Genomic DNA, 26,250 nt, shown 5'->3' with positions numbered 1-26,250 from the left:
GACCTGCCCGACCCGCCCAAGCTGCCGCCGCCCGCCGGCGCCCCCACCGACCCGCGCCGCAGCACCCGGCGGTGGCATTGGCTGGACCCGGACACCCGCGATGCGCTGTTCGGTCAGGCCCGCGCCCACGGCGTCACCCCGGCCATGACCCTGGCCGCTTCGTTCTCCCACACCCTGGCCAGTTGGTCGAACGTACCGCGCTTCCTGCTCAATGTGCCGCTGTTCGGCCGCGAACCGTTGCACGACGACGTGGACCGACTGGTCGGTGACTTCACCTCGTCGCTGCTGCTGGATGTGGATCTGAGCCAGGCCAGCACCGGCGTGCAGCGCGCGCACGCGGTGCAGGACGCCATGCGCACCGCGGCCGCACACGCCGACTACCCCGGCTTGGCGGTGCTGCGTGACCTGAGCCGCCACCGCGGCACGCAGGTGCTGGCACCGGTGGTGTTCACCAGCGCGCTGGGACTCGGGGAGTTGTTCGCCGACGAGGTCACCGCCGCGTTCGGCACCCCGGTCTGGATCATCTCTCAAGGCCCCCAGGTGCTGCTGGACGCGCAGGTCACCGAGTTCGACGGCGGCATCCTGGTGAACTGGGATGTGCGCGAGGACATGTTCGCGCCGGGCGTGATCGACGCCATGTTCGCCCACCATATCGCCGACCTGACTCGGCTGGCCGGCCGTGACGGCTGGGCGGAACCGGCGGCGGCAGCATTGCCCGCCGACCAGGCGCAGGTGCGCGAGTCGGTGAACGCGGGCACCGCCGAACCCAGCGGGGAAGCCCTGCAGGACGGGTTCTTTCGTCAGGCCGACCGCGATCCCGGGGCGGTCGCGCTGCTGCACGGTTCGGGGGAGCTGAGCTACGGCCGGCTACGTGATCAGGCGTTGGCGGTGGCCGCTGCGTTGCAGCAGCGTGGTGTGCGACCCGGTGACACCGTGGCGCTGCTGGGGCCCAAGGGGGCCGAGCAGATTCCGGCGTTGCTGGGCATCCTGGCCGCCGGTGCGGTCTATCTGCCGATCGCTGCCGATCAGCCGCCCGGCCGCCGAGAGCGGATCCTGGCGCTGGGCGGTGCCGTGCTGGCCCTGGTGACCGGGGAGGCGTTGCCCGCGTTGGAGATTCCGGTGCTGGCGGTCTCCGATGCCGTGCAGCACTCCCGCCTGGCGGACCCGGTTCGCACCGCTCCGTTCGAGCTGGCCTACGTGGTGTTCACCTCCGGCTCCACCGGCGAGCCCAAGGGAGTCGAGGTCAGCCACGACGCCGCCATGAACACCATCGAAACCCTGAGCGCGCGTTTCGGATTCGCTCCGGGTGACCGCAGCCTGGCGCTGCTCACCTTGGATGCCGACATGTCGGTGCTCGATGTCTTCGCCATGCTGCGCGCCGGTGCGGCGATCGTGATGATCGATGAAGCCGACCGGCGCAGTCCCGAAGTGTGGGCGCAGCTGGTGGCGCGGCACCGGGTCAGCGTGCTTAACCTGATGCCGGGGGCGCTGGAGATGTTGGCCGCCACCGGCGGGGAACTGTCGTCGGTGCGTGCGGTGTTGACCGGCGGCGACTGGGTGCGCCCTGAACTGGCGCGACGGTTTGCCGCGCTGGCACCCGGGGTGCGCTTCGCCGGGCTGGGTGGCGCCACCGAGACCGCTATCCACGCCACGCTGTGCGAGGTCGAGGGTGACCCGCCGGCGCACTGGGCCGCGGTGCCCTACGGCATCCCGCTGCCCAACATCGCCTGCCGGGTCGTCGGCGCCGACGGAGCCGACCGCCCGGACTGGGTGACCGGCGAACTGTGGGTCACCGGGCGCGGCATCGCCTCGGGTTATCGTGGCCGGCCCGATCTGACCGCCGAGAAGTTCGTCGAGTACGACGGCCGAACCTGGTATCGCACCGGGGATCTGGCCCGCTACCTTCCCGACGGCACCCTGGAATTCGTCGGCCGCGCCGACCACCGGGTCAAGATCAGCGGCTATCGCATCGAACTCGGCGAGGTCGAATCCGCACTGCGCCGGCTGCCCGGGGTGGCCGAGGCGGTGGTGGTGGCGCTGACCGAACCCGGTGGGCGTGAGGTGCTGGCGGCCGCCGTGCGCGCCGGCGATCCCGCGGTGAGCGTTGCCCGATTGCAGGCCGGGCTGGCCGAGTCGCTGCCCGAGCACATGATTCCGCGCCAGCTGCACGTGGTTTCGGCGATTCCCTACACCGTCTCGGGCAAGATCGACCGGCGGGCGGTGACGGCCGAGCTGGCCGCGGCCGTGGCGGCCGGCGACGGCTACCGGGAGCCGGCCGGTCCGCTGCAGCACGCCCTGGCCGCGATCATCGCCGAGGTGCTCGGCGCCGCCCGGGTCGGAGCAGACGACGACTTCTTCGCCCTGGGCGGCGATTCGGTGCTGGCCACCGCCGCCGTGTCACGCATCCGCACCTGGCTGGACGTCCCGGGCGCGGTGGTCGCCGACATCTTCGCCACCCGAACTGTCGCCGGGCTGGCTGCTCGGCTGGCAGCGGCCGAGGCCGATCCGGGCCGGCTGGACGCGGTGGCCGAGGTGTATCTGGAAGTGGCGCAGCTCGATGCCGCCGAGGTGGCCGACGCCCTGCGATAAGGGCTGGTGGAGCGCGGTCACGGTGTGCCAGCATCGGTGATATGAAAGCGCGCCGATCGCTCCTGTTGCTCGGTGTTCCGGTGGCGATGGCCTTGGCCACGCTGCCCAGCGCACCGGTCGTCGTTCCCGCCGCCTCCGCTGCCGGCTGTCCCGACATCGAGGTGACCTTCGCTCGTGGCACCGCGGAGGCGCCAGGTGTCGGCGAAGTCGGCCAGAAATTCATCGACGCGTTGCGCTCGCAGGTCGGCGGGCGGTCCGTCGGGGTGTATGCGGTCAATTACCCCGCAGGCGAGGACTGGCCGCCATCGGCGTCCGACGGCGCCGGTGACGCGAACGCGCACGTGCAATCCATGGTGGCGACCTGTCCCGACACCAAACTGGTACTCGGCGGCTATTCGCAAGGAGCGATGGTCATCGATCTGATCACCATTGCGCGGGCATCGGTGGCGGGCTTCAACGCCGCGACCTTGTCGGCGGAGGAGGCCGAACACGTGGCTGCCGTCGCGGTTTTCGGCAATCCCACCGACCGGTACCTGGGTGGACCGGTCAGCGAGATCAGCCCCTGGTACGGCGCGAAGGCCATCGATCTGTGTGCAGACGGCGATCCGATCTGCACGCCGGGAGCCCTGGCGCTGCCTTCACACGACGAGATGTTCTCCGCGCCGCACCTGTCTTACGCGCAGTCGCCGATGCCGGCTCAGGCCGCGACGTTCGTGGCGAGCCATCTCTGACGCCGCGGTTATTCGACCACCTCGGAGGCCCAGTACTCACGCAGGCTGGCGATCCGCGCACCGGCGAATTCCAGGATGGCGACTTCCCGCATCCGCTTACGCACGTGCTGGATACGGTCGTCGAACGTCGCCTCCCACTCGGCGATCACCGTGGTGCCGTCGGTGGCGGTGTAGAGGTTGAGTAACCGGGCATCGATGTTGGCCTGGCCCTCGACGACCTTGTGCTGCCAATAGTCGCGGATTCCGGCGCGGGTGCGGATCGGTTCGCCCAGCACCCGCTCGTGGTAGGTGGCGTCGTCGGTGAAGATCGTGACGATGAGCTCGGGGTCCTGTTGCCTCCAGGCTCGCAGGTAGGTATCGATCGTGGTGCGGACGTCCATCAGGGGAGTCTGACCCAGGGCGCGGCCCCGCCTTCGCCGAACGTGCATTCCGTGCCAGGAACGGCGCAGAAAACCGGCCCCAGTGCAGCCCGGTGCGGCGCAAGGGCTGGGACAGGCCCACCGACGCCCGGATTTCCGGCCCGCCGCCGGTAGGGGTAACCTGACGCAGGGAAATTAGGGCAGCCTTTACTAATACTTGCGAGGGGATCGGATGGCCGTCGACGACACCTCGGCCGTCGCGCAGTTCCCCTCCTGGATGGGCCGCTTTCCCGGCCCCGGCGCCCCCACGCTGGTCTTCCCGCACGCCGGCGGAACCGCGGTCAACTACCGCCCGCTGGCGCTGGCCCTGGCCGCCGGTGCCGACACCTACGTCATGCAGTATCCGCAGCGTGCCGACCGTTTCCGTGAGCCGGCCGCCGAAACCCTGCCGGAGTTGGCCCGCAGCCTGTTCGACGCCGCGCCCTGGCATCAGCTCGGGCCGCTGCGCCTGTTCGGCCACAGCATGGGCGCGCTGGTCGCATTCGAATTTGCCCGGCTGGCCCAAAGCCGCGGCATCGAGATCCAGCGGCTGTGGGCCTCAGCCGCCCCCGCTCCCGGCGTGGTGGCCGGGCTGCGCAAGGTGCCCACCGGGGATGCCGACCTGCGCGCCGAACTCGCCCAGCTGGGCGGAACCGACCCGCGAATCCTGGCCGATGAGGAGTTCCTCACCCTGCTGCTGACCCCGGTGCGCTCGGATTACCTGGCGTTCAACCGTTACCAGTGCGCTCCTGACACCACCATCAGCGCCGACATCACCGTGCTGGGTGGCCGCTCCGACGACCGGGTCGGCGCCGACCTGCTGGAGCGCTGGGCCGAGCACACCACCGGCGCCTGGTCGATGTCGCTATACGACGGCGGGCACTTCTATCACTACGACCACATCGAGACCCTGGCGAAGCGGATCATCGCCGATGAATGATCGGCGCCAGGATCCGGTCGTCATCACCGGCCTCGGCGTCGAGGCGCCCGGTGGCATCGACACCGCCGAGCAGTACTGGTCACTGCTGGCCGACGGCCGCGAGGCCCTGAGTCCCCTTCCCGAGGACCGGGACTGGGCGGTGCGCGAACTCATCGAGGGATCGCACCGCGACGGCTTCAAACCGATCTGCAACGCCGGCGGATTCCTCTCCGGCGCCGCCGAATTCGATCCCGGATTCTTCGGTATCGCACCACGCGAGGCCGTCGCGATGGACCCGCAGCAGCGGGTGGCACTGCGGGTGGCCTGGCGCGCCCTGGAAGACGCCGGCATCAACCCTGACGAACTCACCGGCCACGACGCCGGCGTGTATCTGGGTGCCTCGGTCACCGGCTACGGCCCGGACATGGCGCAGTTCAGCGCGCACAGCGGTCACCTGCTGCCCGGCACCGCACTGTCGGTGATCTCCGGCCGGATCGCCTACACCCTGGGCCTGGCCGGCCCGGCGATCACCGTCGACACCTCTTGCTCGTCGGCGCTGTCCGCGGTGCACCTGGCGGTGCAGGCGATCCAGACCGGTGACACCGATATGGCGCTCGCCGGTGGGGTGTGCGTGATGGGCTCGCCCGGCTTCTTCGTGGAGTTCTCCAAACAGCACGCCCTCTCCGACGACGGTCATTGTCGGCCCTACAGTGCCGCCGCCACCGGAACGGTGTGGGCCGAAGGTGCGGGAATTTTTGTGCTGCAACGAAAGTCGGCTGCGTTGCGCGACCGTCGCCATATCTACGGCGAGATCATGGCCAGCCGACTCAACCAGGACGGCCACACCCCCGGCCTGCTCACCCCCAGCGAAGCGGCCCAGCAGCGCCTGTTCCGCCGCGCCTTGGCCGACGCCGGCGTGCATCCCAGCCAGGTCGGGATGATCGAGGGCCACGGAACCGGAACCCGGGTCGGTGACCCGGTAGAGCTGCGCTCGCTGATCAGTGTTTACGGCACCGACACGACAGCCGACATCGGCCCCCGGCTGGGCTCGGTCAAATCCAACATTGGGCATACCCAGGCCGCGGCCGGGGCACTAGGGTTGACCAAGGTGCTGCTGGCCGCCGAGCACCAGGCGATCCCGCCCACCCTGCATGTGCGCGACGGCTGGCACGACGGCATCGACTGGGACGGTCACGGAATCGCGCTGGCCGAGACAATCACCCCCTGGCCGGCGAGTAACGGCCGCCGGATCGGGTCGGTGTCGGCGTTCGGGATGAGCGGCACCAATGCGCATCTGATCGTCGGGGTGGACGACGTTTCCGGGGTCGCCCCGTGCTGAACAACCACCCGACCACGCTGCCCGACGCCCGGATCCCCGTGCTGATCTCGGCACACGCCCGCGACCTGGTGGCTGCCGAGGCCGGCGCCCTGGCGCGCTACCTGCACACCCACCCGGCGGGGGTCCCAGCGGTAGCCCAGACCCTGCGGGCCACCCGCCCGGTGCGCCGCTACCGCGCGGTGATCCGCGCCCGTGACGCCGCCGAGCTCCTCGCGGGCCTCGAGGCTCTCTACCGCGGCGTCGAACACCCGCTGGTGGCCCAGTCGCATCAACCCGAGGCCGCGCGCACCGCTTTCGTGTTTCCCGGCCAGGGGAATCAATGGCCGGGCATGGGAGCCGAACTGCTCGGCGTCACGGCGTACCGCGCTGAGGCGGACCGCTGCCATGAGGCCTTCCTGCGTGCCGGTCACGCCTCGCCGCTGAGCTATCTGCGCGGCATGGAGGACAGCGATCCCGTGGTGGTCCAAGCCGCCCAATTCACCCACGCCGCGGCGCTGGCCGCCACCTGGCGGCATTTCGGTGTGCTGCCCGACATCACCGTCGGCCACAGCCTGGGCGAGGTGGCCGCCGCCTACATCGCCGGCCTGGTGGACTTGGACGCCGCCGTGGCGGTGGTGGCCGCGCGGGCGCAGCTGACCGACCTGCTGGCCGCCAACGCACCGGTCCGATTCGGCATGGCGATGCTCGCCCTGAACGCCGACGCCGCCGCTGACCTCATCGCCGCCACCTCCGGCTGGCTGGAGCTCTCGGTGGTCAACGGCCCCGAGTCCGTGGTCGTGTCCGGCGAATGGTCGGCCATACAGCAGATTCTGGAAGCCGCCGGCCGGCGTGGCGTGTTCGCACGCGAACTGCCGGTGCGCTACCCGGCGCACACCAGCGCCCTGGAGCCGCTGCGAGACCAGCTGACCGAGCAGCTTCCCGATGCGCAATTCCACAGCGCTCCGGTGGAATTCATCGGATCGGTGTACGGCGGGCCGATCCCGCCCGGCACTACGTTCCGGCAGTACTGGTTCGACAATCTGCGCCGGCAGGTCCGGTTCGACTTGGCCGCCGCTGCCGCGGTGGCGCGCGGTGTCACGACGTTCATCGAGATGTCGGCACACCCGACCCTGCTGGTGGCGCTCGGCGACTCCGTGGGTGCCGCCCAGGTGCTGGGCAGCGCCGACCGTGACCAGCCGGCCAATGAGGCGCTGGCAGCCAACGTCGCCGCGGCGGCGATCGCCGACCCCGGCTACCGCTGGCGCGATTTCGCCCCGGCGCAAACTTCCGCGCCGCTGCGGCACTTCCCGCACGCACCGATGCACACCAACCGGCTGTGGGCCGGCGCGGAGACGTCGGTGCCGCGCCATCGGATGCCGGTGGTCATGACCGAAAGCTGGCTGCCGGTCACCGAGCCGCAACAGCGGCCCGCGCGGATAGCCGTCGTCGACTATGCCGGGCAATCGGGTGAACTGACCGCGCAACTGGCGGCGGAACTGGATGCCCTGGACGCCGAAGTGGTCGACCCCGCCGACGCCGAATTCCTGGTTCTGGTGGCTCCGCTCGCCGATGCGGTCGACATCGCCACCGCAACAACCGAGTTCGCCGGGTACGCCGCCAGCCAGACCGTGGTTCAGCCGGGACCGAACTGCCGCCGGGTATGGCTGGTGACCCGCGGCGCCGAGCAACTTGCCGGTGATCCGTCGCCGCGGCCAGGTGCAGCCGCCCTGGCCGCGCTGCACCGCAGCATCGGATTCGACTACCCCGATCACACGTTCGCCCATCTGGACCTGCCGGTGCAGCCCACTGCCGCAGACCTGCGAGCCGCCGGTGCCGCACTGTGGCTGACCGACACCGAGGTCGCGGTGCGTGCGGGGAGCCTGGCGACCCGCCGATTCGTCGAGTCCAGGGCCGCAGCAACCGCGCCGACGATCCCGGAGACCGTGGTGATCAGCGGCGGAACCGGTGCGATCGGATTGGCCTACGCGGCGTTCTGCGCCGAACACGGCGCCCGCGACATCGTCCTGCTCAGCCGCAGTGGGGCCAGCGATGCGAGTACGCCGCAATTGGATGCGCTGCGTGCGCGTACCGGGGCGCGTATCACCGTGATCCGCTGCGACATCACCGATGACGCCGCGGTCGCGGCGGTCGTTGCGCAATATCGACCGGTACCGGCGGGGCTGCTGGTGCACACGGCGTCGGCCGAGGCCGTGGCCACGTCGAAGGTGACCGCTGCGGCAGTCCGGGACGCGTTCGGCGCCAAAGTGATCGGACTGGACAACCTGGCACGGCATTGGCCGCTGGACGCCGGCGCACGCGTGTTGGTCTGCTCCTCGGTGCTGGCGCTGTGGGGTGGTTCGGGACACGGACTGTACGCGGCCGCCAACCGGATGGCTGACACGCTGGTGGGACAGCTTCGGGCGCAGGGCTTGGGCGCCACCTCCATCCGCTGGGGGCTGTGGCGCAGCGTGGCCGTGGTCAGCGGCCAGGAGAAGGACCGGATCGCCCGCACCGGCCTCACGCCGATGGCCCCGGAGGCCGCGATCAGCGCCGGACTCCTTGCCGCGCCGCATGACCCGGCGATCCTGGCCGCCGATTTCGATCGACTGGCGGTGTTCTTCGACAGTCAGGGCGTGCCCTCGCCCTTCGACGCAGCACTGACCGGCGCAACGGTGGACGGCCGGGCCGATCGCCCGATCGGCGAGGTGGTGGCCGACGAACTGGTGACGGTGCTCGGCTTGGAAGGCCCCGACGACATCGACATGCACCGGGCCCTGGTCGACCTCGGCCTGGATTCACTGCTTGCGCTGGACCTGCGCAAGCGCTTGGGGCGGGCCACCGGTTTGCGGGTGGCGCTCGGTCCGCTGCTGGCCGGAATGACTGGAGCTCAGCTGACGGCCACGCTGACCGATGACGCAGCACCGGCCGCGGCTACGGAAAGGACTGTGTTCACCCATGACTGACACCGGCGGTTTAGCGAGGCTCGACGAAGGAGAGGCGAAGCTGGAATCGCCGCAGGGCACCGTCGACCAGGCGACCGACGCCAACGAGCTGCGGCTGGAACTGTTGCGCCGCAGACTCGCCGAACGGGGGCTGGCCACCGCATCTTCGGAGCCGCAGTCCGGGCGGGGCAACGGGTCTGCGCCGCCGGCCATGAGCGACGGACAGCGCCGTATGTGGTTCGTGCAAGCGCTCGACCCGAACGGCGCCCTGGCCAATATCTCGGTCTCCTACCGCCTCACCGGCCCGCTGGACGGCACCCGACTGCGGGCCGCGCTGGCCGCGGTGGCCGCGCGCCACCCCGTGTTGCGCACCGTCTATTCCGTCGACGACGCGGGCGAACCGCACCCGGTGATCGCCGAGGTCACGCCCGGCTTTGCCACACACGACCTGTCCGACCTCGCCGAACAGGCCCGCGCGCTGCGCCTGGAAGTCCTGGCTCAGCGCGAATTCGCCACCCCGTTCCGGCTGGATTCCGATGCCCCGCTGCGACTCACCCTGGTCCGGGTCGCACCGGACGGACACATCCTGCTGCTGGTGGCCCACCACATAGCCTGGGACGACGACTCCTGGGCGGTCTTCTTCGCCGACCTCACGGCCGCCTATGCCGACCCCGATCAGTTCGCCACCCGCGCCCCCGTACCGCACCCCACCGTTGCGGCCGGCTCGGGCCATGACGCCGAGCTGACCTACTGGCGCACCCTGCTGGCCGACCCGCCGGACCCGCTGGAACTGCCCGGCCCGCACGGCTCGGCGATACCCAGCACGTTGCGCGCCGGACTGTGTACCCGCACCCTGCCGGCGGAGTTGATGTCCGACATAACCGAGCTGGCCCGCAGCAACGGCGCGACGCCCTACATGGTGATCGCCGCGGCCCTGTCCGCCCTGATCCACCGCTACACGGCCACCGATGACTTCCTCATCGCCTCACCGGTGCTCAACCGCACCGCCGGCACCGAAGGAGCCATCGGTTACTTCGGCAACACCGTGGTGCTGCGCGCGAAAGTGGACGCCGCCACCCGATTCAGCGAACTGCTGACGCACACCCGCGACGCTGCCCTGGGGGCGTTCGGAAACCAGGGCATCAACCTCGACCGGGTGGTGCGCGAACTCAACCCGGATCGCCGGCACGGGGGTGTGGAACGACTCACTCGGCTCAGCTTCGGTTTCCGCTCGGCCCAAGGGGGCGGCTTCCAGCCGGACGGGATCACCTGCAGCCGAGCCGATTACCGCGGCAAGGTCGCCCAGCTGCCGCTGGGAATCATGGTGGAGGCCGGGCCGGACGGCGCGCTGATCGAGGCCGAGTACCTGCACGACGTGCTCGACGAGGCGTTGGTGGAGCAGTTGCTGCGCCACTTGGTGCGGCTGTTGTCCGCCGCCGTGGCACAGCCGCAGACAACCGTCGGCGAGCTGGACATGCTCGGCGATGACGACCGGGCCTGGTTGGACGCGATCTCTCGCGGACCCGACTTCGTCCCGCCACCGGGGGCGCCGGCCACCCTGGGCGCGCTGGTGGCCGACCGGGCCGCGGCCACCCCGAACGCGATCGCCGTTGTCGACGATCACGGCCGGTACACCTACGCCGAGATCAACGCGCGCGCCAACCGGATCGCACACCACCTGATCGCCGCGGGCATCGGCACCGAAGACAAGGTCGCGGTGCTGTTCGGCCGTTCGACCGATCTGGTGGTCACCGCCCTGGGTATCGCCAAAGCCGGCGCGGCCTACGTTCCCGTCGACCCCGAGTATCCGCTGGATCGCATCGAATTCATCCTCGGTGACGCTCGACCGTCGATCGTGCTGCGGGAACCGCTGACCGAAGACGAGCTGGCCGGCCGGCCCGACACCGACCCGACCGACGCCGACCGGGTACGCCCGCTGCGTCCGGAGAATCTGGCCTACCTCATCTACACGTCGGGTTCGACAGGATTGCCCAAGGGGGTCGAGGTCTCCCACGCCCCGATCACCGAGTACCTGGTCTGGTTCGGCGGCGAGTACGGAATCGACGACACCGACGTCCTGCTGCAGGTCGCATCACCGAGCTTCGACGTGTCGATCGGTGAACTGTTCGGAACCCTGGGAAGCGGTGCCCGGCTGGTGATTCCGCGCCCGGATGGTCTGCGCGACATCGGCTACCTGACCGACCTGCTGCAGCGCGAAGGCGTCACCGCCATGCACTTCGTGCCGTCGCTGCTCGGCCTGTTCCTGTCGCTGCCCGGCGTGAACCAATGGCGCACCCTGAGGCGCATCCCGATCGGTGGCGAACCGTTGCCGGGCGAACTCGCGGACAAGTTCCACGCCACCTTCGACGCCCTGCTGCACAACTTCTACGGCCCCACCGAGACCGTGGTGAACTCGTCCCGACACAAGGTGGAAGGCCCGCAGGGCAACCGGATCGTGCCGATCGGCAGCCCGAACATCAATACCACCATGTGGCTGCTCGACGACGCGCTGCAACCGGTCCCGGTCGGGGTGATCGGCGAGATCTACATCGGTGGAACACATATGGCCCGCGGCTACTTCGACCGCTCCGGTCTGACCGCCGAGCGTTTCGTCGCCGATCCGTGGACGCCCGGCCAGCGGCTGTATCGCACCGGTGATCTTGCCCGCCGCAATACCGCCGGCGAGCTGGAATTCATCGGCCGCGCCGACGACCAGGTCAAGGTCCGCGGCTTCCGGATCGAGCTCGGCGAGGTGGCCTCGGCCATCTCGGTGGATCCCAGCGTCGGCCAGTGCGTGGTCGTGGTTTCGGACCTTCCCGGGTTGGGCCGCAGCCTGGTCGCCTACCTGACCCCCGCCGGCCCGGGCGCCGGAGAAGACACCGTCGAGATCCCGCGGATCCGGGCCCGCGTGGCCGCGGCATTGCCGGAATACATGGCGCCGGCGGCCTACGTGGTGGTCGACGACATCCCGATCACAGCGCACGGCAAGATCGACCGGGCCGCGCTGCCCGACCCGCACCCGATGGAGAGCACCCCGTACCGGGAGCCGCAGACCGACACCGAACACGTGGTGGCGCAACTGTTCGCGCAACTGCTCTCCCGCGACCGGGTGGGTGCCGACGACTCGTTCTTCGACCTCGGCGGTCACTCGCTGCTGGCCACCAAACTGGTCGCGGCGATCCGCGCCCGCTGCGAGGTGGAGATCGGCATCCGGGAGATCTTCGAGGCCAGCACGGTGGCCCGGCTGGCCGCCGCGATCGACCGGGCGCCGGCCGCGCAACCCGGCGAGAACGGGGCCGGTCGACCGCCGCTGGTTGCCGTACCGCGCTCCGGCAACCTTCCGGTCTCGGCGTCGCAGCTGCGAACCTGGTTCGCCTACCGACTGGACCCGGGTGCCACCGGCGACAACATTCCGCTGACGGCCCGGCTCACCGGCCCCTGCGACACAGCCGCCCTGACCGCCGCCATCGGTGACATGGTGGGCCGCCACGACAGCCTGCGCACCACATTCCGCGAGATCGACGGGTTGCCACATCAGGTGATCAACGCCGCCGCAGCGGTGCCGGTGACCGAACTGCACTGCCCCGAAACCGATCCGGGTGCGGTCACAACATGGACGCGGGCCCGACTCGACGAGCAGCGCAGCATCGCGTTCGACCTGGAACGGGATTGGCCGATCCGGGCGGCGCTGCTGCACCTGCCCGGCGACGAACGGGTGCTGTCCCTGGTGGTGCACCACATCGCCGCCGACCACTGGTCGGTCGAGGTGCTCTTCACCGACCTGCTGATCGCCTACCGGTCCCGCGCCGCCGGCTCCGCCCCGGCATGGGAGCCGCCGGCGTTGCAGTACGCGGACTTCGCGCACTGGCAGGGCGAGTTGCTGCGCGACGAGTCCGGTCTGATCGAGGCGCAACGCCGTTACTGGATCGAGCAACTGGCCGGGCTGGCCGACGACACCGGGCCGCGGCCGGACTTTCCGCGGCCCGCCACCGCGAACGGCTCCGGTGACTCGGTCGCCTTCACCGTCCCCCCGCAGGTGCGAGCAGGGCTTGCGGCGCTGGCCCGCGAGACCGGCGCCACCGAGTTCATGGTGGTGCAGTCCGCGGTCGCGATACTGCTGCATTTGGCCGGCAGCGGCGACGACATCCCGCTCGGGGTGCCGATCGCCGGACGCACCGACAACGCACTGGACAACCTGGTCGGGTTCTTCGTCAACATCGTGGTTCTGCGAAACCGGTTGTCCGGAAACCCGACACTGCGCCAGGTGGTGGCCCGGGCGCGGGAAACCGCACTGGGTGCCTACGCGCATGCCGACCTGCCGTTCGACCGGCTGGTGGAGGCGCTCAACCCGGTCCGCACGCTGTCGCGCAACCCGCTGTTCCAGGTGGTGGTCCACGTCCGTGAGGCGGCCGACGTCACCCACGTCATCGACAGTGGGCGCAACGACGTTGAAGGCGACCTGGTATTCCGCACCGTGATGCCCACATTCGACATCGCGCACGCCGACCTGTCGGTGAATCTGTTCACCTCAACCGGCGACGACGGCGCCGGTTATGACGGGCATCTGATCTACCGCACCGACCTGTATGAGCGCGCCACCGTGCAGCGACTGGGCGACTGGCTTGGCCGGGTGCTGGCAACCATGGCGGCCGATCCGGGACGGGCGCTGCGCGACATCAGCCTGGTCGATGACGAGCAGCGCGAGCGCATCCTGCAGCAGTGGAGCCGCGGTGCCGAGATTCCGGCGGACGACCCACAAACGATCGCCGACGTGCTGGCCCCCAGCCGCGGCTTCGACGGTGTCGCCGTGCGCTGCGCCGGAGCCGAGCTCACCTACCGGCAGCTACATGCCCGCTCTGACCGGCTTGCCGAACTGTTGATCGGCGCCGGCGTGAAACCCGGAACCCTGGTGGGCCTGTCGGTGCGCCGTGACCTGGATCTGCCAGTCGCGTTGGTGGGCATCATGAAGGCCGGCGCCGGCTACTTCCCGCTGGACCCGAGCTATCCGCGTCAGCGCCTCGAGTTCATGATCGAGGACGTTTTCGCGTCCGGCGGGGCCAAGGTGATTCTGGTCAGCGAGGCCACCCGCGATGCGATTCCGGCGCCGGACGGTGTGTCGCTGCTGTGTCTGGATGACGCCGACGTGCAGGTGGAGCTGACCAAAGACATTGTCGGGGTGAACCTTCCGGTGCCGCACCCGGAAGACCCGATGTATCTGGTGTTCACCTCCGGTTCCACCGGTCTGCCCAAGGGTGTGCTGGGCACCCACCGGTCGATGAGTGCACGCCTGAACTGGCAGATCGCCCACTACCCGGTCAGCGGTGCGGACATTCGGCTGGCTCAGTCGTCGATGACGTTCCTGGAAGGCGGCATGGAGATGCTGGCCGGGCTGGCCGCCGGGGCGACGCTGATTCTGGCCGATGACAACGACTTCCGTAATCCCGAAGCCCTGGCACGGCTGATAGTGGACGAGCGGGTGGCTCAGGTGACCGCGGTGGCCAGTCTCATCTCGGTGCTGGTGGATTCGGCCCCCGAGGCGGTCCGCGGTCTGCGCCGCCTGGTCTGCAGCGGCGAGCCGGTCTCGGCGGACCTGCTGGCCCGACTCGGCAGCGCACTTGATCCGCATGCGCAACTGCTCAACAACTTCGGTGCCACCGAGACCTCGGGTGCGGTGGTACGCGGCGAACTGGAGCCGCCCACCCCGAAACTGGGCCGGCCCACCCCCGGATCGCAGGCCTACCTGCTCGACGATGCGTTGCAGCCGGTGCCGCCGGGGGTGGTCGGCGAGGTCTATTACGCGGGCCCGCAGATCGTCCGCGGCTACTGGAAGCGGCCGGGACTGACCTCGACCCGCTTCGTCGCCAACCCCTTCTCAGACGAACCCGGTGATCGGCTCTACCGCAGTGGCGACCGGGCCCGTTGGACCCACGACGGGGTGCTGGAGTTTGTGGGTCGCACCGACCACCAGGTCAAGGTGCGTGGCTTCCGGGTGGAGCTGGCCGAGGTGGAGGCCGCGTTGCGTGGCGCACCGGGCGTGTCGACGGCCGCTGCCCGCACCTGGGAGCAGCGCGGTGTCACCACGCTCGCCGGCTACTTGGTGCCCGCGGCCCCGGTCACCGACCCGGCGGAATTCATCGCCTCGGTGCGTGCGGCCGTGGCCGCGACGCTGCCCGGCTACATGGTGCCGTCATCGTTGACCGTGCTCGACGCGATGCCGTTGACCGACTCCGGGAAGCTGAACCGGCCCGCGCTGCCGCAGCCGGCAGTGGCCACCCGCGGGGAGTCGGACCCACCGGTCACCGCCACCGAACAGACCCTGGTCGGAATCTGCGCCGAGCTGTTGGGCGTCGCGGCCATCGGGCGCAGCGACGGTTTCTTCGAACTCGGCGGCGACAGCATCCTGTCGGTGCAGTTGGCCGCGCGGGCGCGCGCGGCCGGGCTGGACGTCGACCCGCGGATGATCTTCGAGCATCCGACGTTCGCCGAACTGGCTGCCGCGGTCGACGCCGCGGCCGCGGCCGGTGGCACTCCGGAGGCCGCTGACACGGCGTTTGAGCCGATGAGCGTCTCGGGTCTGAGCAGCGACGCACTGGCCGGTCTGACCGCGGCATGGGGTGATTCGCCGTGACCGAGACCAGCCAGCGGGTTACCCCGGCGATCGAGGACGTGCTGGCACTCTCCCCGCTGCAGCAGGGACTGTTCTCGCTGGCCAAGCTCGCCACCGATGACGGAGGCGGTGTCGACGGCATCGATGTCTATACCGTGCAGTTCGTCATCGACATCGTCGGTCCCGTCGACGCAGGGCTGTTACGCCGCAGTGCCGAGACGATGCTGGCCCGGCATGCGAATCTGCGGGCATCGTTCTGGGACGTCGACCTGCCACACCCGGTACAGATCATCCCGGCGACAGCGGTTCTTCCGTGGCGGGAAATTGAGGCTGCACCAAGCGAGTTCGATGAGCTTGCGCGCATCGAACGCACCACGAATTTCGACTTGGCCCGCGGACCGTTGCTGCGCTTCGTGCTGGCCCGGTCTGCCCCCGAGCAGTACCGGCTGATCCTCACCGTGCACCACCTACTGATCGACGGGTGGTCGATGGCGGTGTTCTTCGACGAGATGGTGGCGATCTACCGCGCCGGCGGTGTCGACCCGCTGCCTGCCCCGCGCCCCTACCGCGACTACATCGGCTGGCTGACAAGCCAAGACACTGCCGCCGCGACACAGCGGTGGCGCGACTACCTAGCTCCGCTGAGCGGCCCGACCATGCTGGCCGGCGGAGAACGGCTCGCGGTGGGCAGTGCGCTCCCGCAGACCCACGAGGTCGCGCTGGACAGCGAGGCCACCGCGCGGCTGACCGAGTGGGCTCGCCGCCACGGCCTGACGCTGAACACGGTGCTGCAGTTCGCCTGGGCGGTGCTGCTCGGCCGGCTAACCGACCGGACCGACCTGGCGTTCGGCGCGGTGGTGTCGGGCCGCCCGCAACAGCTCACCGGCGTCGAGACCATGGTCGGTCTGTTCATCAACACCGTCCCGGTGGCCGCGTCGACGCCGCCGCGCGCCGAGGTGGTCGCCACCTGTCAAGCGCTGCAACGCGATACCGCTGCCATGCGCGACCTGGGCTATCTGAGTCTGTCGACGGTGCAGCGGGCCAGCAGCAACGCGGTCTTCGACACTCTGCTGGTATTCGAGAACGCGCCCATCGGCTCGGCGACAGCCGGGGTGACCACTGCGGACGGGGTGCGTTTCATCCCGGTGACGGTGGAAAGCCTCACGCACTACCCGCTGACGCTGGTCAGCTACCCGCCCCGCGACGGCCGGCTCACCGTGCTGCTCGAGGCGGTCCCGGATGCGCTGGGGGAGTTGTCAGTTCCCGATCTGGGGCAGCGGTTGCTGCAGGTGCTGCGCCAGCTTCCCGACCCGGCGCGGCCGCGCGTCGCTGACCTGGACGTGCTGCTGCCCGTCGAGCGGAGCCGCATCACCGATCCGGCGGACCGCCACATCAAACCCGAGTCCTCGGTGCCCGCGCTGTTCGCCGCGGCCGCCGCAGCGCATCCGGACAGTCCAGCGCTCACCGGCGAGGACCGCAGCCTGACCTACGCCGAGTTGGCGGCCGAATCCGCCGCACTGGCACGAACATTGGCCGCCCGCGGGATCGGCCCAGAAGACCGGGTCGCGATAGCGCTGCCGCGCTCGCTGGACTCGGTCATTGCGATTCTGGCGGTGCTGCAGGCCGGGGCGGCCTACGTTCCCGTCGACATCGGCCTGCCCGAGGTGCGCATCGACTCGATTCTGCGCCAAGCCGGCCCGAAGCTGACACTGACCGTCCCACTGCTGTCCGAGTTGCGCGCCGAAGACGCGGCGCAGATGCCGACTCCGGTGGTGATCCACCCCGACTCGGCCGCCTACGTGATCTTCACCTCCGGATCCACCGGAGAACCCAAGGGCGTTGTCGGCACCCACCGCGCGCTGGCGTCGTACTTCGCCGACCACCAGCAACGCATGTACGCGCCCGCCGTCGCGCGCTTGGGCCGGCCACTACGGGTCGCGCACGCCTGGTCACTGAGTTTCGACGCGAGCTGGCAGCCGCTGGTCGGTCTGCTAGGTGGTCAGTGCGTACATCTGTTCTCCACCGACGAGATGCGTGACGCCGAGGCGATCATCGACGGCATCCGCCGGCACCGGCTGGACATGATCGACACCTCACCGTCGATGTTCACCCAACTGTTCGACGCCGGCCTGCTGGATGCCGGCTCCGACCACCGCCTGACTGTGCTGGCGCTCGGCGGCGAGGCGATCGCACCGCACACGTGGGCACGACTGCGTGCGGCGCCCTCGACTGCGGTCCACAACTGCTACGGACCCACCGAGACCACGGTGGAAGCCGTTGTCGCCGACGTCGCCGACACCGATGTGCCGGTGATCGGAGAAGCGGTGCGCGGCATGAGCGCCCACGTACTGGACTCTGCCCTGCGCGAAGTGCCCGATGGGGTGGCCGGCGAGCTGTACCTGGCTGGAGTGCAGGTCACCCGCGGCTATCTGGGCCGCGCCGGGGCGACCGCGGCCCGCTACGTCGCCGACCCGTTTCGCGCCGGCGGCCGGATGTATCGCACCGGGGATCTGGTCCGGCGCCGAACCGATGGCCGCCTGGTCTATCTCGGCCGCGCCGACGACCAGGTCAAGGTGCGCGGGTACCGGGTCGAGATCGCTGAGGTCGAGGCCGCGCTGGCCGCCGTGCCCGGGGTGACCGCGGCGGCGGTTCTTCCCGTGCAGGGGCCGGCCGGCACCCAGCTGGCCGGTTTCGTCACCGGCGCGCAGGTGGACATCACCCGGGTGCGCGCCGAGATCGGTAGCCGCCTGCCGTCCTACCTGATGCCTGCCCGAATCACCGCGGTGGAGTCGATGCCGTTGACCGCGAACGGAAAGCTGGACACCGCGGTGTTGCTGGAGCTCGCCGGTCCCTTCGTCAGCGGGGGGGTAGCGGCGGCCACCGACACCGAACGGGTCTTGGTGGAACTGCTTGCCGAGGTGTTCGCCGGCCCGGAGGGCGCCGACGCGGTGGCAGGTGCGGCGCCGGGAGTCGAGACCGATCTGCGCGAGCTGGGTCTGGACAGCATCGTCGCACTGTCGATGGTGCGGGCGGCCCGCCGGCGAGGCCTGCCGCTGCGTCCGCGGACCATCTTGAGCTGCAACACGATTCGGGACGTGGCTGCCGACTTGGACCGCGAGATGGCCGAAGCCGGCGAAGCGGCACAGCGCGACGGATCGCAGGCGCCCGACGGGCCGATTCCGCTGCTACCGGCGGGCCGCTGGCTCTATCAGTACGGCGACCCGCGCCGGTTGGGGCAGGTCGAAGCGATTCGCCTGCCCGACGACACCGCGCCCGAGCAGCTGCGGGCCGCCCTGGCCGCGATCGTCGCCGCGCATCCGTTGTTGCGTGCCCGACTCGACACCGCGGAGCTGACGCTGTACCCGATCGAGCCCGTCGACGTCCTGACCGAGGTCACGGTCGCGGCGGCCGACCTTTCGGTGGTCACCGCGCACGGCACCCGGCTGTTGGAGAGCCTGGATCCGGAGAACGGAGTCATGCTGCGCGCAGTGTGGCTGCGCGCGCCGGACAGTGCGGGAGTGCTGATGTTGTGCGGGCACGTGCTGGCACTGGACCCGGTGTCGTGGCAGGTGATCCTGGGTGAGCTGCACGCCGCGCTGACCGGGGCGGAGCCGCTGCCGGAGCGCAGCGGCTACCGGCGCTGGGCGGCGGCGCTGCAGGAACGTGCGCAGACCCTGGACACCGTCGACTTCTGGGCCGCCCAGCTGGCCGGCGGCGACCCGGATCTGGGTGCTCGGCGGATCGACCCCGCGCGTGATCGCGCCAGTGATCTCACGGTGTCGGTGACCGTCGCCGACCCGGGGCTCACCGCCGCGCTCTCGGCCTTGCCCGTTCCGATGCATGACCTGCTGGTCGCGGCGATCGCGCGGATGGTCACCGCCTGGCGGGCCCGCCGCGGACAGGCCGGGCCGGTCCCACTGCTGGCCTTGGAGACCCACGGACGTGCCGAGGAGGTCGTGACCGGTGTCGACACCGCCGACATCGCCGGATTGCTGTCCGCCATTTATCCGCTGCGGGTGCCCCAGGCCGACCCGGCCGGGGTGGCGGGCGCACTTGCCGGCATCCCGGGAGGCGGAATCGACTACGGACTGCTGGCCTACCTGCGTGCCGACACCGCCGAGCGGCTGGCGGCTCAGCCGGGGCCGCAGGTGCTGCTGAACTACCTGGGCCGGGTCGACCGTGCCGGGGGCGGGCCAGCCGTGGCGCCCGACCTGATCGCCGGTCTGCCGTCGGTGCCCGAACCTGGTCAGGCGGTGCGTCACGAGCTCAGCGTCTTCGCTGCGGTGGCCGACCTCGGGGCGGGACAGGCGTTGATGACCCAGTGGCGCACACTGCCCGATATCCTCGGCGACGCCGAGATCGTGCAACTGCAAGAGCTGTTCACCGACAGCCTGGGCGACCTGGTGGAGGAACTGCGATGAGCACACTTGCGGTGGTAGGGGCCGGGGCCAAAGCGGTCGCGGTGGCCGCCAAGGCCGCCGCACTACGCGAGATGGGTGTCGCTGCACCGGATGTGGTTGCCGTCGAGCGCACCGAGGTCGCCGCCAACTGGCGCGCGACCGGCGGCTGGACCGACGGCGCGCACCGGCTGGGCACCAGCCCGGAGAAGGACGTCGGCTTCCCGTACCGCTCGGCACTGGTGGCCGGCCGCAACGCCGAACTCGACGAACGCATGACCCGCTACGGCTGGCAGTCCTATCTGATCGCCACCGGCCAGTTCGCCGAGTGGGTCGACCGCGGCCGGCCGGCCCCCACCCACCTGCGGTGGAGCCAGTACTTGCGCTGGGTCGCCGACGCGGTGCAACTCAACGTGATTCCCGGCGAGGTGGAGCGGCTGGGGGTGAACGGCGCAGCCTGGGTGCTGCACACTAGGGAGGCCTCCCGGGAGACTACAGTCGCCGCAGACGCGGTGATGATCACCGGCCCGGGGCAGGCCGAGAAGTCGATCCTGCCCGGCAACCCGCTGGTGCTGTCCATCGCGCAGTTCTGGCATCGCGCTGCGGCCGACCGGATCAGCGCCGAGCGCGTGGCCGTCATCGGCGGCGGTGAGACAGCCGCATCGATGCTCAATGAGCTTTTCCGGCACCGGGTTTCGACGATCACCGTGATCTCCCCACAGGTGACTCTGTTCACCCGTGGCGAGGGATTCTTCGAGAACGCCCTGTTCTCAGATCCCACCGACTGGACCGCGCTGACCTTGGCGGAGCGTCGAGATGCATTGGCCCGCACTGACCGTGGGGTGTTCTCGGCCCGGGTGCAAGACGCGCTGCTGGCCGACGACCGGATCCGCCACCTGCGGGGCCGGGTCGCGCACGCGGTGGCTCGCGATGGCCGAATCCGTTTGACGCTGAGCACCAACCGCGGCGGCGAGAATTTCGAGACCGTGCACGGTTTCGATCTGGTGATCGACGGCTCCGGCGCCGATCCGCTGTGGTTCGTATCGCTGTTCGGCCAGGACACCTTGGACCTGCTCGAGCTGGGCTTGGGCGGACCGCTTTCCGGCGACCGGCTGGCCGAAGCGATCGGGCACGACCTGGCCATCACCGACGTCACTCCGAAGCTCTTCCTGCCGAACTTGGCCGGGCTCACTCAGGGGCCTGGTTTTCCCAACCTGAGCTGCTTGGGACTGCTGTCCGACCGGGTGCTGGGCGCCCACCTTTCCGCTGCGCCACCGATACCGAGGAGATCCGATGAGCACCAATCCCTTTGACGACGAAAGCGGCAGCTTCTACGTGCTGGTCAACGACGAGGAGCAGTACAGCCTGTGGCCGACGTTCGCCACTGTTCCCGCTGGGTGGTCAGTGGTCTACGGGGGTGAACAGGGTGCCGACCGCGCGGCCTGTTTGGACTACGTCGAGCAGCACTGGAACGACCTGCGGCCCAAGAGTCTTCGTGATGCCATGGCGGCCGAACGGGGGTAGCCTGGCTCCGGTATCCGTCGTTGAAAAGGGGGAACCGTGACTGGAAGACTTCTACTCCTGAGCGCTGCGGCGCTGGCTGCGGTCGGAGTGTCCGGGTTGTTCGGGGGAGGTGTGGCGTCCGCAGAACCGGCCGCACCGCAGGACTCGGTGACTGGTGGTCCCGCCCCGCTGGAGCCCGCGCCGGCCCCGCCGCAGCCCTCGGGTGTGCCGCTGCCCACGACGGGGGAGGTGTCGGGCATGCTGACCAGGCTCAGCGACGCCGGCATCGGCTACAAGGAGAAGGCCGACCTGGTCGAGAACGGCATCACGCAGCACGAGGGCCACGGGCTCGACAGCGAGCTGCGCAAGGCTTATCGCGACGGAGAGCTGCCCTACAACTTCGACGTGATCAACGTCGTGCAGACCGGCGAGGGCCAGGGGCTGGCCAACGTCACCATCACGGGTCCCAAGATGGCTGCGCCGCAGACCATCCCGCTGCAGCTCGTCGACCAAGGTCGTTGGGTGCTGTCGCATGACTCGGCGGCACAGCTGATGCAGATCATGGCGGCCCACTAGCCCGCAGAACGGGTCGGTCAGCGGTTGAGGCGGCCGAACATGCCCTTCTGTGCCTTGTAGAGCCCGGGGAACTCGGCGAAGAGCCGGTCATAGACCTCGCGATTGGCGGCCACGGGCTCGAATACGCCGTCGAGCGGGATCAGATCACGCAACGCGTCGCGATCCAGCTCGCCCATCCCGATCCCGGCGAACAGGGCCGCGCCCCGCAACTGAGCGTTCATCGGATCGGCCACTCGCTCGCAGGTGCGGCCGGTGACGTCGGCGATGATCTGGCACCACAGGTCCGAACGCGCCCCGCCGCCGACGATCCGGATCGGTCCGGCGCTGGGAGTGAACCGATCCACGAACTCGAGCAGCCAGCGGCTGTTGTAGGCGACGCCCTCGAGCACCGCACGCACCAGGTCGGCTCGGGTGGTGGACAGCGACAGGTTGTGGAACCCGCCGCGGGCGCGGCGGTCGTCGACGGGGGAGTGCTCGCCTTTGAGCCAGGGCGTGAAGATCACTCCGTTCGAGCCGGCCGGTGCGCCCGCCGCCATCGCGGTCAGATCGTCGTAGGTGAGGTCGTCGAAAACGGTGTCGCGCAACCACTGCAGCGCCCGGCCCGCGGTGTCCTGGTTGTTGACCAGCAGATAGGACGCCGGGTCGAGGCCCGCAACGGTAGCCAGCTGGTGGAACGCATCGGTCTTCTTGAACGCCACCGGGCAGCTGATCCACGATGTGGTGGAGATGGTCAGGTGCAGCTCACCCTGGCGCACCGCACCAGCGCCCACCGCCGCGCTGTGCAGATCTGGCGTGCCGGTAACCACCTGGGCCGCGGGTGATATGCCGAGTTCGGCGGCGATCGACGGTGCCACCGGGCCGATGATGGAGCCGGTCGGCAGCAACGGCGGCAGTTTGGCCCGGTCCACACCGGACAGCCGCACCAGCACGTCGTCGTAGTCGAGCACGCCCAGGTTGCGGTTGTTGGTGAGCCAGGTGCCCATCATCGAGGCCCGCGAGGCTGCCGCCCGTCCGGTGAAACACATGCCGAGGTAGTCGACCGGCTCCAGAAGCCAGCGGGTTGCCGCGAAGACGTCCGGGTCGCCGTGCTGCAGGTACAGCATGTGGCCGACCGGGTCGTCGCCGCTGGGCGAGGGCACGCCGCCGTTGCGACGAAGCCAACTGAGCAGGACCCGCGGCCGGTAGCCGGCCACCCGCCCGCCGAATGCCTTGCGGCTGTAGGGCGCACCGCGGGTGTCCATCCACATCACGCACGGGCCCACCGGCCGTCCCTCGGCGTCGACCGGGATGGTGCTGGCCCACTGGCCGGTGATCGACACCCCGGCCACCTGCTCGCCGCGTATTCCGCTCTCCGCCAGCCCGCGTTTGGTGGCGTCGCGGATGATCTCCCACCACAGGCCGGCGTCCTGGATGGCGGCCCCGTCCGGCCCGTACTCGGTCGCGACCGCGATGAGGTCCGACCACAACACCGTGCCGTCCAGCGACACGAAACCGACTTTGGGGCCACCAGTGCCGAGGTCGACGGCCAGAACGACGCGATCGACGTGCTGCGCACTGCTCATAGGGGCGGCAAGGACTGCTGGGTGTCGAGGATGTGCTCCATGAACCCTTCGATGAACTGGGCCGCCTCATCGGTCATTCCACCGGGTACGCCGCCATAGATCGCGGCGCTGATCGGCGCCTCGCCGGCGGCGGTCTTCTTCTTGGCGTACTCGACCGCGTCGTCGAGGTCGGCGGCGAATGCCTCTGCCACCCCGGGCTGGGTCTGCGGCCGGGTGACGGCCATGTGGATGGCGTTGGGGTATTGCTGGCCGTTGAAGCGCCAGCCCTTGGGCTTCATCGCGTCCGCGACGTGGTAGATGTCGAATTCGTCGGAGCGGAAACTGAAGCAGAACGTCGGTGCGCCCAAGATCGTCAGCTCGGGGTGGCTGCGCACGGCGTCCTGCATGGTCGATGCCGTCTCGAGGATTGCCTTGGCGTAGGTCCGGTAGCCCTCTCGGCCCAGCTGCACCATCGATGCCCACGCGGCGGCGATCAGCCCACCCGAGCGGGAGCCCTCGATCCCGGGCGAGTGGTACTTACCGCCGGACCACTCCGGCAGGTAGAAGTACTGCGCGTTGCGGTAGGCCTTGTCGCGGAAGAGCAGCGTGGAGGAGCCCTTCAACGCGTAGCCGTACTTGTGGTTGTCCGCGGAGATGCTGGTGACTCCGGGCACCCGGAAGTCGAACAGTGGGACATCGTAGCCCAGCTCCTGGGCGAAAGGCAGGACGAACCCGCCCAGACAGCCGTCGACGTGCAACCCCACCCCGCGCTGCAGGGCCAGCTGGCCCAGTTCCGGGATCGGGTCGACGGTGCCGTAGCCGTAATTGCAGGCCGAGCCCATGATCGCGATGGTGTTCTCGTCGATGTTGTCGGCCACCCAGTCGACGTCCACCTGGGTGGTCTGCGGATCGATCGGCGCCGTGCGCAGCTCGATGCCGAACAGATGGCAGCCCTTGTCGAAGGCCGGGTGACCGGTTTCGGGTTTGATGAAATTGGGTCGCGTGATGCCCCGGTGTTTGGCGGCGTGCTCCCGGTAGGCCAGCAGCGCATGGATGATGCTGCCGGTACCGCCGGTGGTGACCATTCCGACCGGCTCGGTGTCGGTGACGGCCTCCGCGTGCATCAGGTCCAGGGCCATCGCGATGATTTCGCCCTCGAACTTGGTCGCCGACGGGCAGATGTCGCGTTGCAGCACGTTCACGTGGGCGAACAGTCCGAATGCCTCATCGAGGAAGCGGTAATGCTCGTGGTCACCGCAGTACATGGTCCCGGATACCTTGCCGGTTTCCCAGGTGGGGTCTTCGGCCTGCGCCATCTCACGCAGTTCCGCGAGCACTTCGTCACGCGGCCGGCCCTGCTCGGGCAGCGTGCGGTTGACGGTGAAGCGGTCCGTGTAGGGAAAGTCGGACATGGTGAGAGCAGATCCTCCATCTTGAGGACCCCTCCGGGTCAGAAACCCCGAGGGATCATCGTGTTGTTGTTCGCACGCGCAGTAGCTGAGCTAACCATGGTCGCCCGACGTGGTGTCACATCGCGTCGCGCCCACTCCGGGGGTAGCACCCGGGCTGTCCCACCCTGGTCCCGCAGCGAAATAGGTGAATTCATGATCTCCTGCACGTCCGAATATCGTTTGCGGGCGGGGGCAGTAAGATTGCCGCGCCATTTGTTGAATAGCCGCAGGCCTATAATGTCAAATTGCAGGAGAATATTCCAACACCAAAAGACAACGGCATTAACAAGATTTTGTTGTCAATCCGGCGTCTGGGGGGTGCGCGCGCCAGGGCTAGGCCACGCCGAGACGGTCCAAGACCGCCGCGTGCAGCTTGGCGTTGGTGGCCACCGCGCTGCCGCCGTGGGGGCCGGCGGTGCCGTTGAGATCGGTGAAGGTGCCACCCGCCTCGCGGACCAGGATGTCCAGAGCTGCCATATCCCACAGCGACAACGCGGGCTCGACCACGATGTCGAGCGCTCCCTCGGCAAGTAGGCAATGGGCCCAGAAGTCGCCGTAGCTGCGCGTTCGCCATACCGAGTCGGTCAGATCCAGGAATCGCTGACGCAGCCCGAGGTGCGCCCACTGCGTGAGCCCGGCGAACGACAGGCTCGCCGAGCCCAGATCTGCCACCGCGGAGACCGACAGCCGTCGCGGCGGCGCCCCGTTGACCGCGGCGAACGCGCCCAGGCCGTCGCCGGCCCACCACCGCCTGCCCAACGCGGGGGCGCTGATCGCACCGACGCGCGGCACACCGTCGTCGAGCAGGGCGATCAAGGTGGCCCACACCGGCACACCGCGCACGAAGTTCTTGGTTCCATCGATCGGGTCGATGACCCACTGGCGGCCGCTGAAGGTCGCGCTACCGCCGAACTCCTCGCCCAGCACGTCGTCGCCGGGCCGGTCGCGAGCCAGGGCGTCGCGCAGGGCGACCTCGACCGCGCGGTCGGCGTCGGTGACCGGAGTGAGGTCCGGCTTGGTGTCGACCCGCAGGTCCAGTGCCCCGAACCGGTCCATCGTCATGGCGTCGGCCAGGTCCGCCAGGCTCAGCGCCAGGGTCAGATCGTCATTCATGGATTCCGCTGCAATTCCCACAAGCGGGGGACAGTACCACCGAGTTAGGTGTTTCTCTGCTCCCCGACGAAATTGGCGAATTATGGGATCGCGTCGCCGATATGTAAAACTGGGGCAGCGGGTTGCAATTCTTGCCCGCGATTCATATCGGCACCACGACATTTC

14 protein-coding genes are annotated in these 26,250 nt (G+C 69.5%); 10 read left to right on the top strand and 4 right to left on the bottom strand.

Features of this window, described 5'->3' with window-relative positions; all coding sequences use genetic code 11:
- The coding region (locus tag EJK91_RS14770) for a non-ribosomal peptide synthetase (RefSeq protein WP_125079300.1) at positions 1-2,589 on the top strand (2,589 nt) is incomplete at its 5' end.
- A 41-nt stretch (positions 2,590-2,630) separates the two neighbouring features.
- Positions 2,631-3,320: a cutinase family protein gene (locus EJK91_RS14765; protein ID WP_024440701.1), complete on the top strand. Its 690-nt coding sequence runs from the start codon at positions 2,631-2,633 to the stop codon at positions 3,318-3,320.
- Positions 3,321-3,328: 8 nt separating this feature from the next.
- Here the strand turns inward: EJK91_RS14765 and EJK91_RS14760 are convergent, their stop codons facing one another.
- Complete coding sequence (locus EJK91_RS14760) at positions 3,329-3,700, bottom strand: nuclear transport factor 2 family protein (protein ID WP_024440700.1); 372 nt, start codon at positions 3,698-3,700, stop codon at positions 3,329-3,331.
- A gap of 211 nt (positions 3,701-3,911) precedes the next feature.
- On the opposite strand from EJK91_RS14760, the gene EJK91_RS14755 reads away from it, so the two are divergent.
- The 8 genes from EJK91_RS14755 to EJK91_RS14720 are packed head-to-tail and all read left to right on the top strand — an operon-like array spanning position 3,912 to position 21,980.
- Positions 3,912-4,658, top strand: coding sequence for a thioesterase II family protein (locus EJK91_RS14755; protein ID WP_125079299.1), 747 nt, complete (start codon positions 3,912-3,914; stop codon positions 4,656-4,658).
- Entirely contained in the window at positions 4,651-5,976 is a 1,326-nt protein-coding gene (locus tag EJK91_RS14750) for a beta-ketoacyl [acyl carrier protein] synthase domain-containing protein (protein ID WP_125079298.1), read from the top strand. Before EJK91_RS14755 ends, EJK91_RS14750 begins: the two co-directional genes overlap by 8 nt.
- Entirely contained in the window at positions 5,970-8,918 is a 2,949-nt protein-coding gene (locus EJK91_RS14745) for an SDR family NAD(P)-dependent oxidoreductase (RefSeq protein ID WP_125079297.1), read from the top strand. Before EJK91_RS14750 ends, EJK91_RS14745 begins: the two co-directional genes overlap by 7 nt.
- Positions 8,911-15,525 (top strand): non-ribosomal peptide synthetase, encoded by a 6,615-nt coding sequence (locus tag EJK91_RS14740; protein ID WP_125079296.1) that lies wholly within the window; start codon positions 8,911-8,913, stop codon positions 15,523-15,525. The genes EJK91_RS14745 and EJK91_RS14740 overlap by 8 nt, the downstream gene beginning before the upstream one ends.
- The gene (locus EJK91_RS14735; RefSeq protein WP_125079295.1) at positions 15,522-19,925 is read left to right on the top strand and encodes a non-ribosomal peptide synthetase; all 4,404 of its coding nucleotides are present in this window, start codon (positions 15,522-15,524) and stop codon (positions 19,923-19,925) included. Before EJK91_RS14740 ends, EJK91_RS14735 begins: the two co-directional genes overlap by 4 nt.
- Positions 19,922-21,214, top strand: a complete 1,293-nt coding sequence (gene mbtG / locus EJK91_RS14730; RefSeq protein WP_046300194.1) for an NADPH-dependent L-lysine N(6)-monooxygenase MbtG — start codon at positions 19,922-19,924, stop codon at positions 21,212-21,214. Before EJK91_RS14735 ends, mbtG begins: the two co-directional genes overlap by 4 nt.
- Complete coding sequence (locus tag EJK91_RS14725) at positions 21,195-21,425, top strand: MbtH family protein (RefSeq protein ID WP_024440694.1); 231 nt, start codon at positions 21,195-21,197, stop codon at positions 21,423-21,425. The genes mbtG and EJK91_RS14725 overlap by 20 nt, the downstream gene beginning before the upstream one ends.
- A 36-nt stretch (positions 21,426-21,461) precedes the next feature.
- On the top strand, positions 21,462-21,980 hold the full coding sequence (locus EJK91_RS14720) for a hypothetical protein (RefSeq protein ID WP_125079294.1): 519 nt from the start codon (positions 21,462-21,464) through the stop codon (positions 21,978-21,980).
- Positions 21,981-21,997: 17 nt separating this feature from the next.
- Here EJK91_RS14720 and EJK91_RS14715 read toward each other — a convergent pair whose 3' ends face one another.
- The 3 genes from EJK91_RS14715 to hisN all read right to left on the bottom strand — a co-directional run bounded on the left by EJK91_RS14715 (position 21,998) and on the right by hisN (position 26,085).
- Positions 21,998-23,542, bottom strand: a complete 1,545-nt coding sequence (locus EJK91_RS14715; RefSeq protein WP_125079293.1) for a xylulokinase — start codon at positions 23,540-23,542, stop codon at positions 21,998-22,000.
- Complete coding sequence (locus EJK91_RS14710; RefSeq protein ID WP_125079292.1) at positions 23,539-24,933, bottom strand: pyridoxal phosphate-dependent decarboxylase family protein; 1,395 nt, start codon at positions 24,931-24,933, stop codon at positions 23,539-23,541. Before EJK91_RS14710 ends, EJK91_RS14715 begins: the two co-directional genes overlap by 4 nt.
- A 372-nt stretch (positions 24,934-25,305) precedes the next feature.
- Positions 25,306-26,085 carry a histidinol-phosphatase gene (gene hisN / locus EJK91_RS14705; RefSeq protein WP_125079291.1) on the bottom strand — a complete coding sequence of 260 codons (780 nt, stop codon included), beginning with the start codon at positions 26,083-26,085 and terminating at the stop codon, positions 25,306-25,308.
- Positions 26,086-26,250 lie beyond the last annotated feature (165 nt).

It is taken from the genome of Mycobacterium sp. P7213 (assembly GCF_900604305.1).
GTDB lineage: Bacteria > Actinomycetota > Actinomycetes > Mycobacteriales > Mycobacteriaceae > Mycobacterium.
Note: the sequence above shows the minus strand (reverse complement) of the source record. Positions and strands in the feature narration are given on the sequence as shown.

What these genes read in the sequence shown, in the direction of transcription:
- EJK91_RS14710 (WP_125079292.1), bottom strand. Translation starts at nt 24,933, where the DNA reads ATGTCCGACTTTCCCTACACGGACCGCTTCACCGTCAACCGCACGCTG.
- EJK91_RS14750 (WP_125079298.1), top strand. Translation starts at nt 4,651, where the DNA reads ATGAATGATCGGCGCCAGGATCCGGTCGTCATCACCGGCCTCGGCGTC.
- EJK91_RS14755 (WP_125079299.1), top strand. Translation starts at nt 3,912, where the DNA reads ATGGCCGTCGACGACACCTCGGCCGTCGCGCAGTTCCCCTCCTGGATG.
- EJK91_RS14765 (WP_024440701.1), top strand. Translation starts at nt 2,631, where the DNA reads ATGAAAGCGCGCCGATCGCTCCTGTTGCTCGGTGTTCCGGTGGCGATG.
- mbtG (WP_046300194.1), top strand. Translation starts at nt 19,922, where the DNA reads ATGAGCACACTTGCGGTGGTAGGGGCCGGGGCCAAAGCGGTCGCGGTG.
- EJK91_RS14715 (WP_125079293.1), bottom strand. Translation starts at nt 23,542, where the DNA reads ATGAGCAGTGCGCAGCACGTCGATCGCGTCGTTCTGGCCGTCGACCTC.
- EJK91_RS14725 (WP_024440694.1), top strand. Translation starts at nt 21,195, where the DNA reads ATGAGCACCAATCCCTTTGACGACGAAAGCGGCAGCTTCTACGTGCTG.
- hisN (WP_125079291.1), bottom strand. Translation starts at nt 26,085, where the DNA reads ATGAATGACGATCTGACCCTGGCGCTGAGCCTGGCGGACCTGGCCGAC.
- EJK91_RS14760 (WP_024440700.1), bottom strand. Translation starts at nt 3,700, where the DNA reads ATGGACGTCCGCACCACGATCGATACCTACCTGCGAGCCTGGAGGCAA.
- EJK91_RS14740 (WP_125079296.1), top strand. Translation starts at nt 8,911, where the DNA reads ATGACTGACACCGGCGGTTTAGCGAGGCTCGACGAAGGAGAGGCGAAG.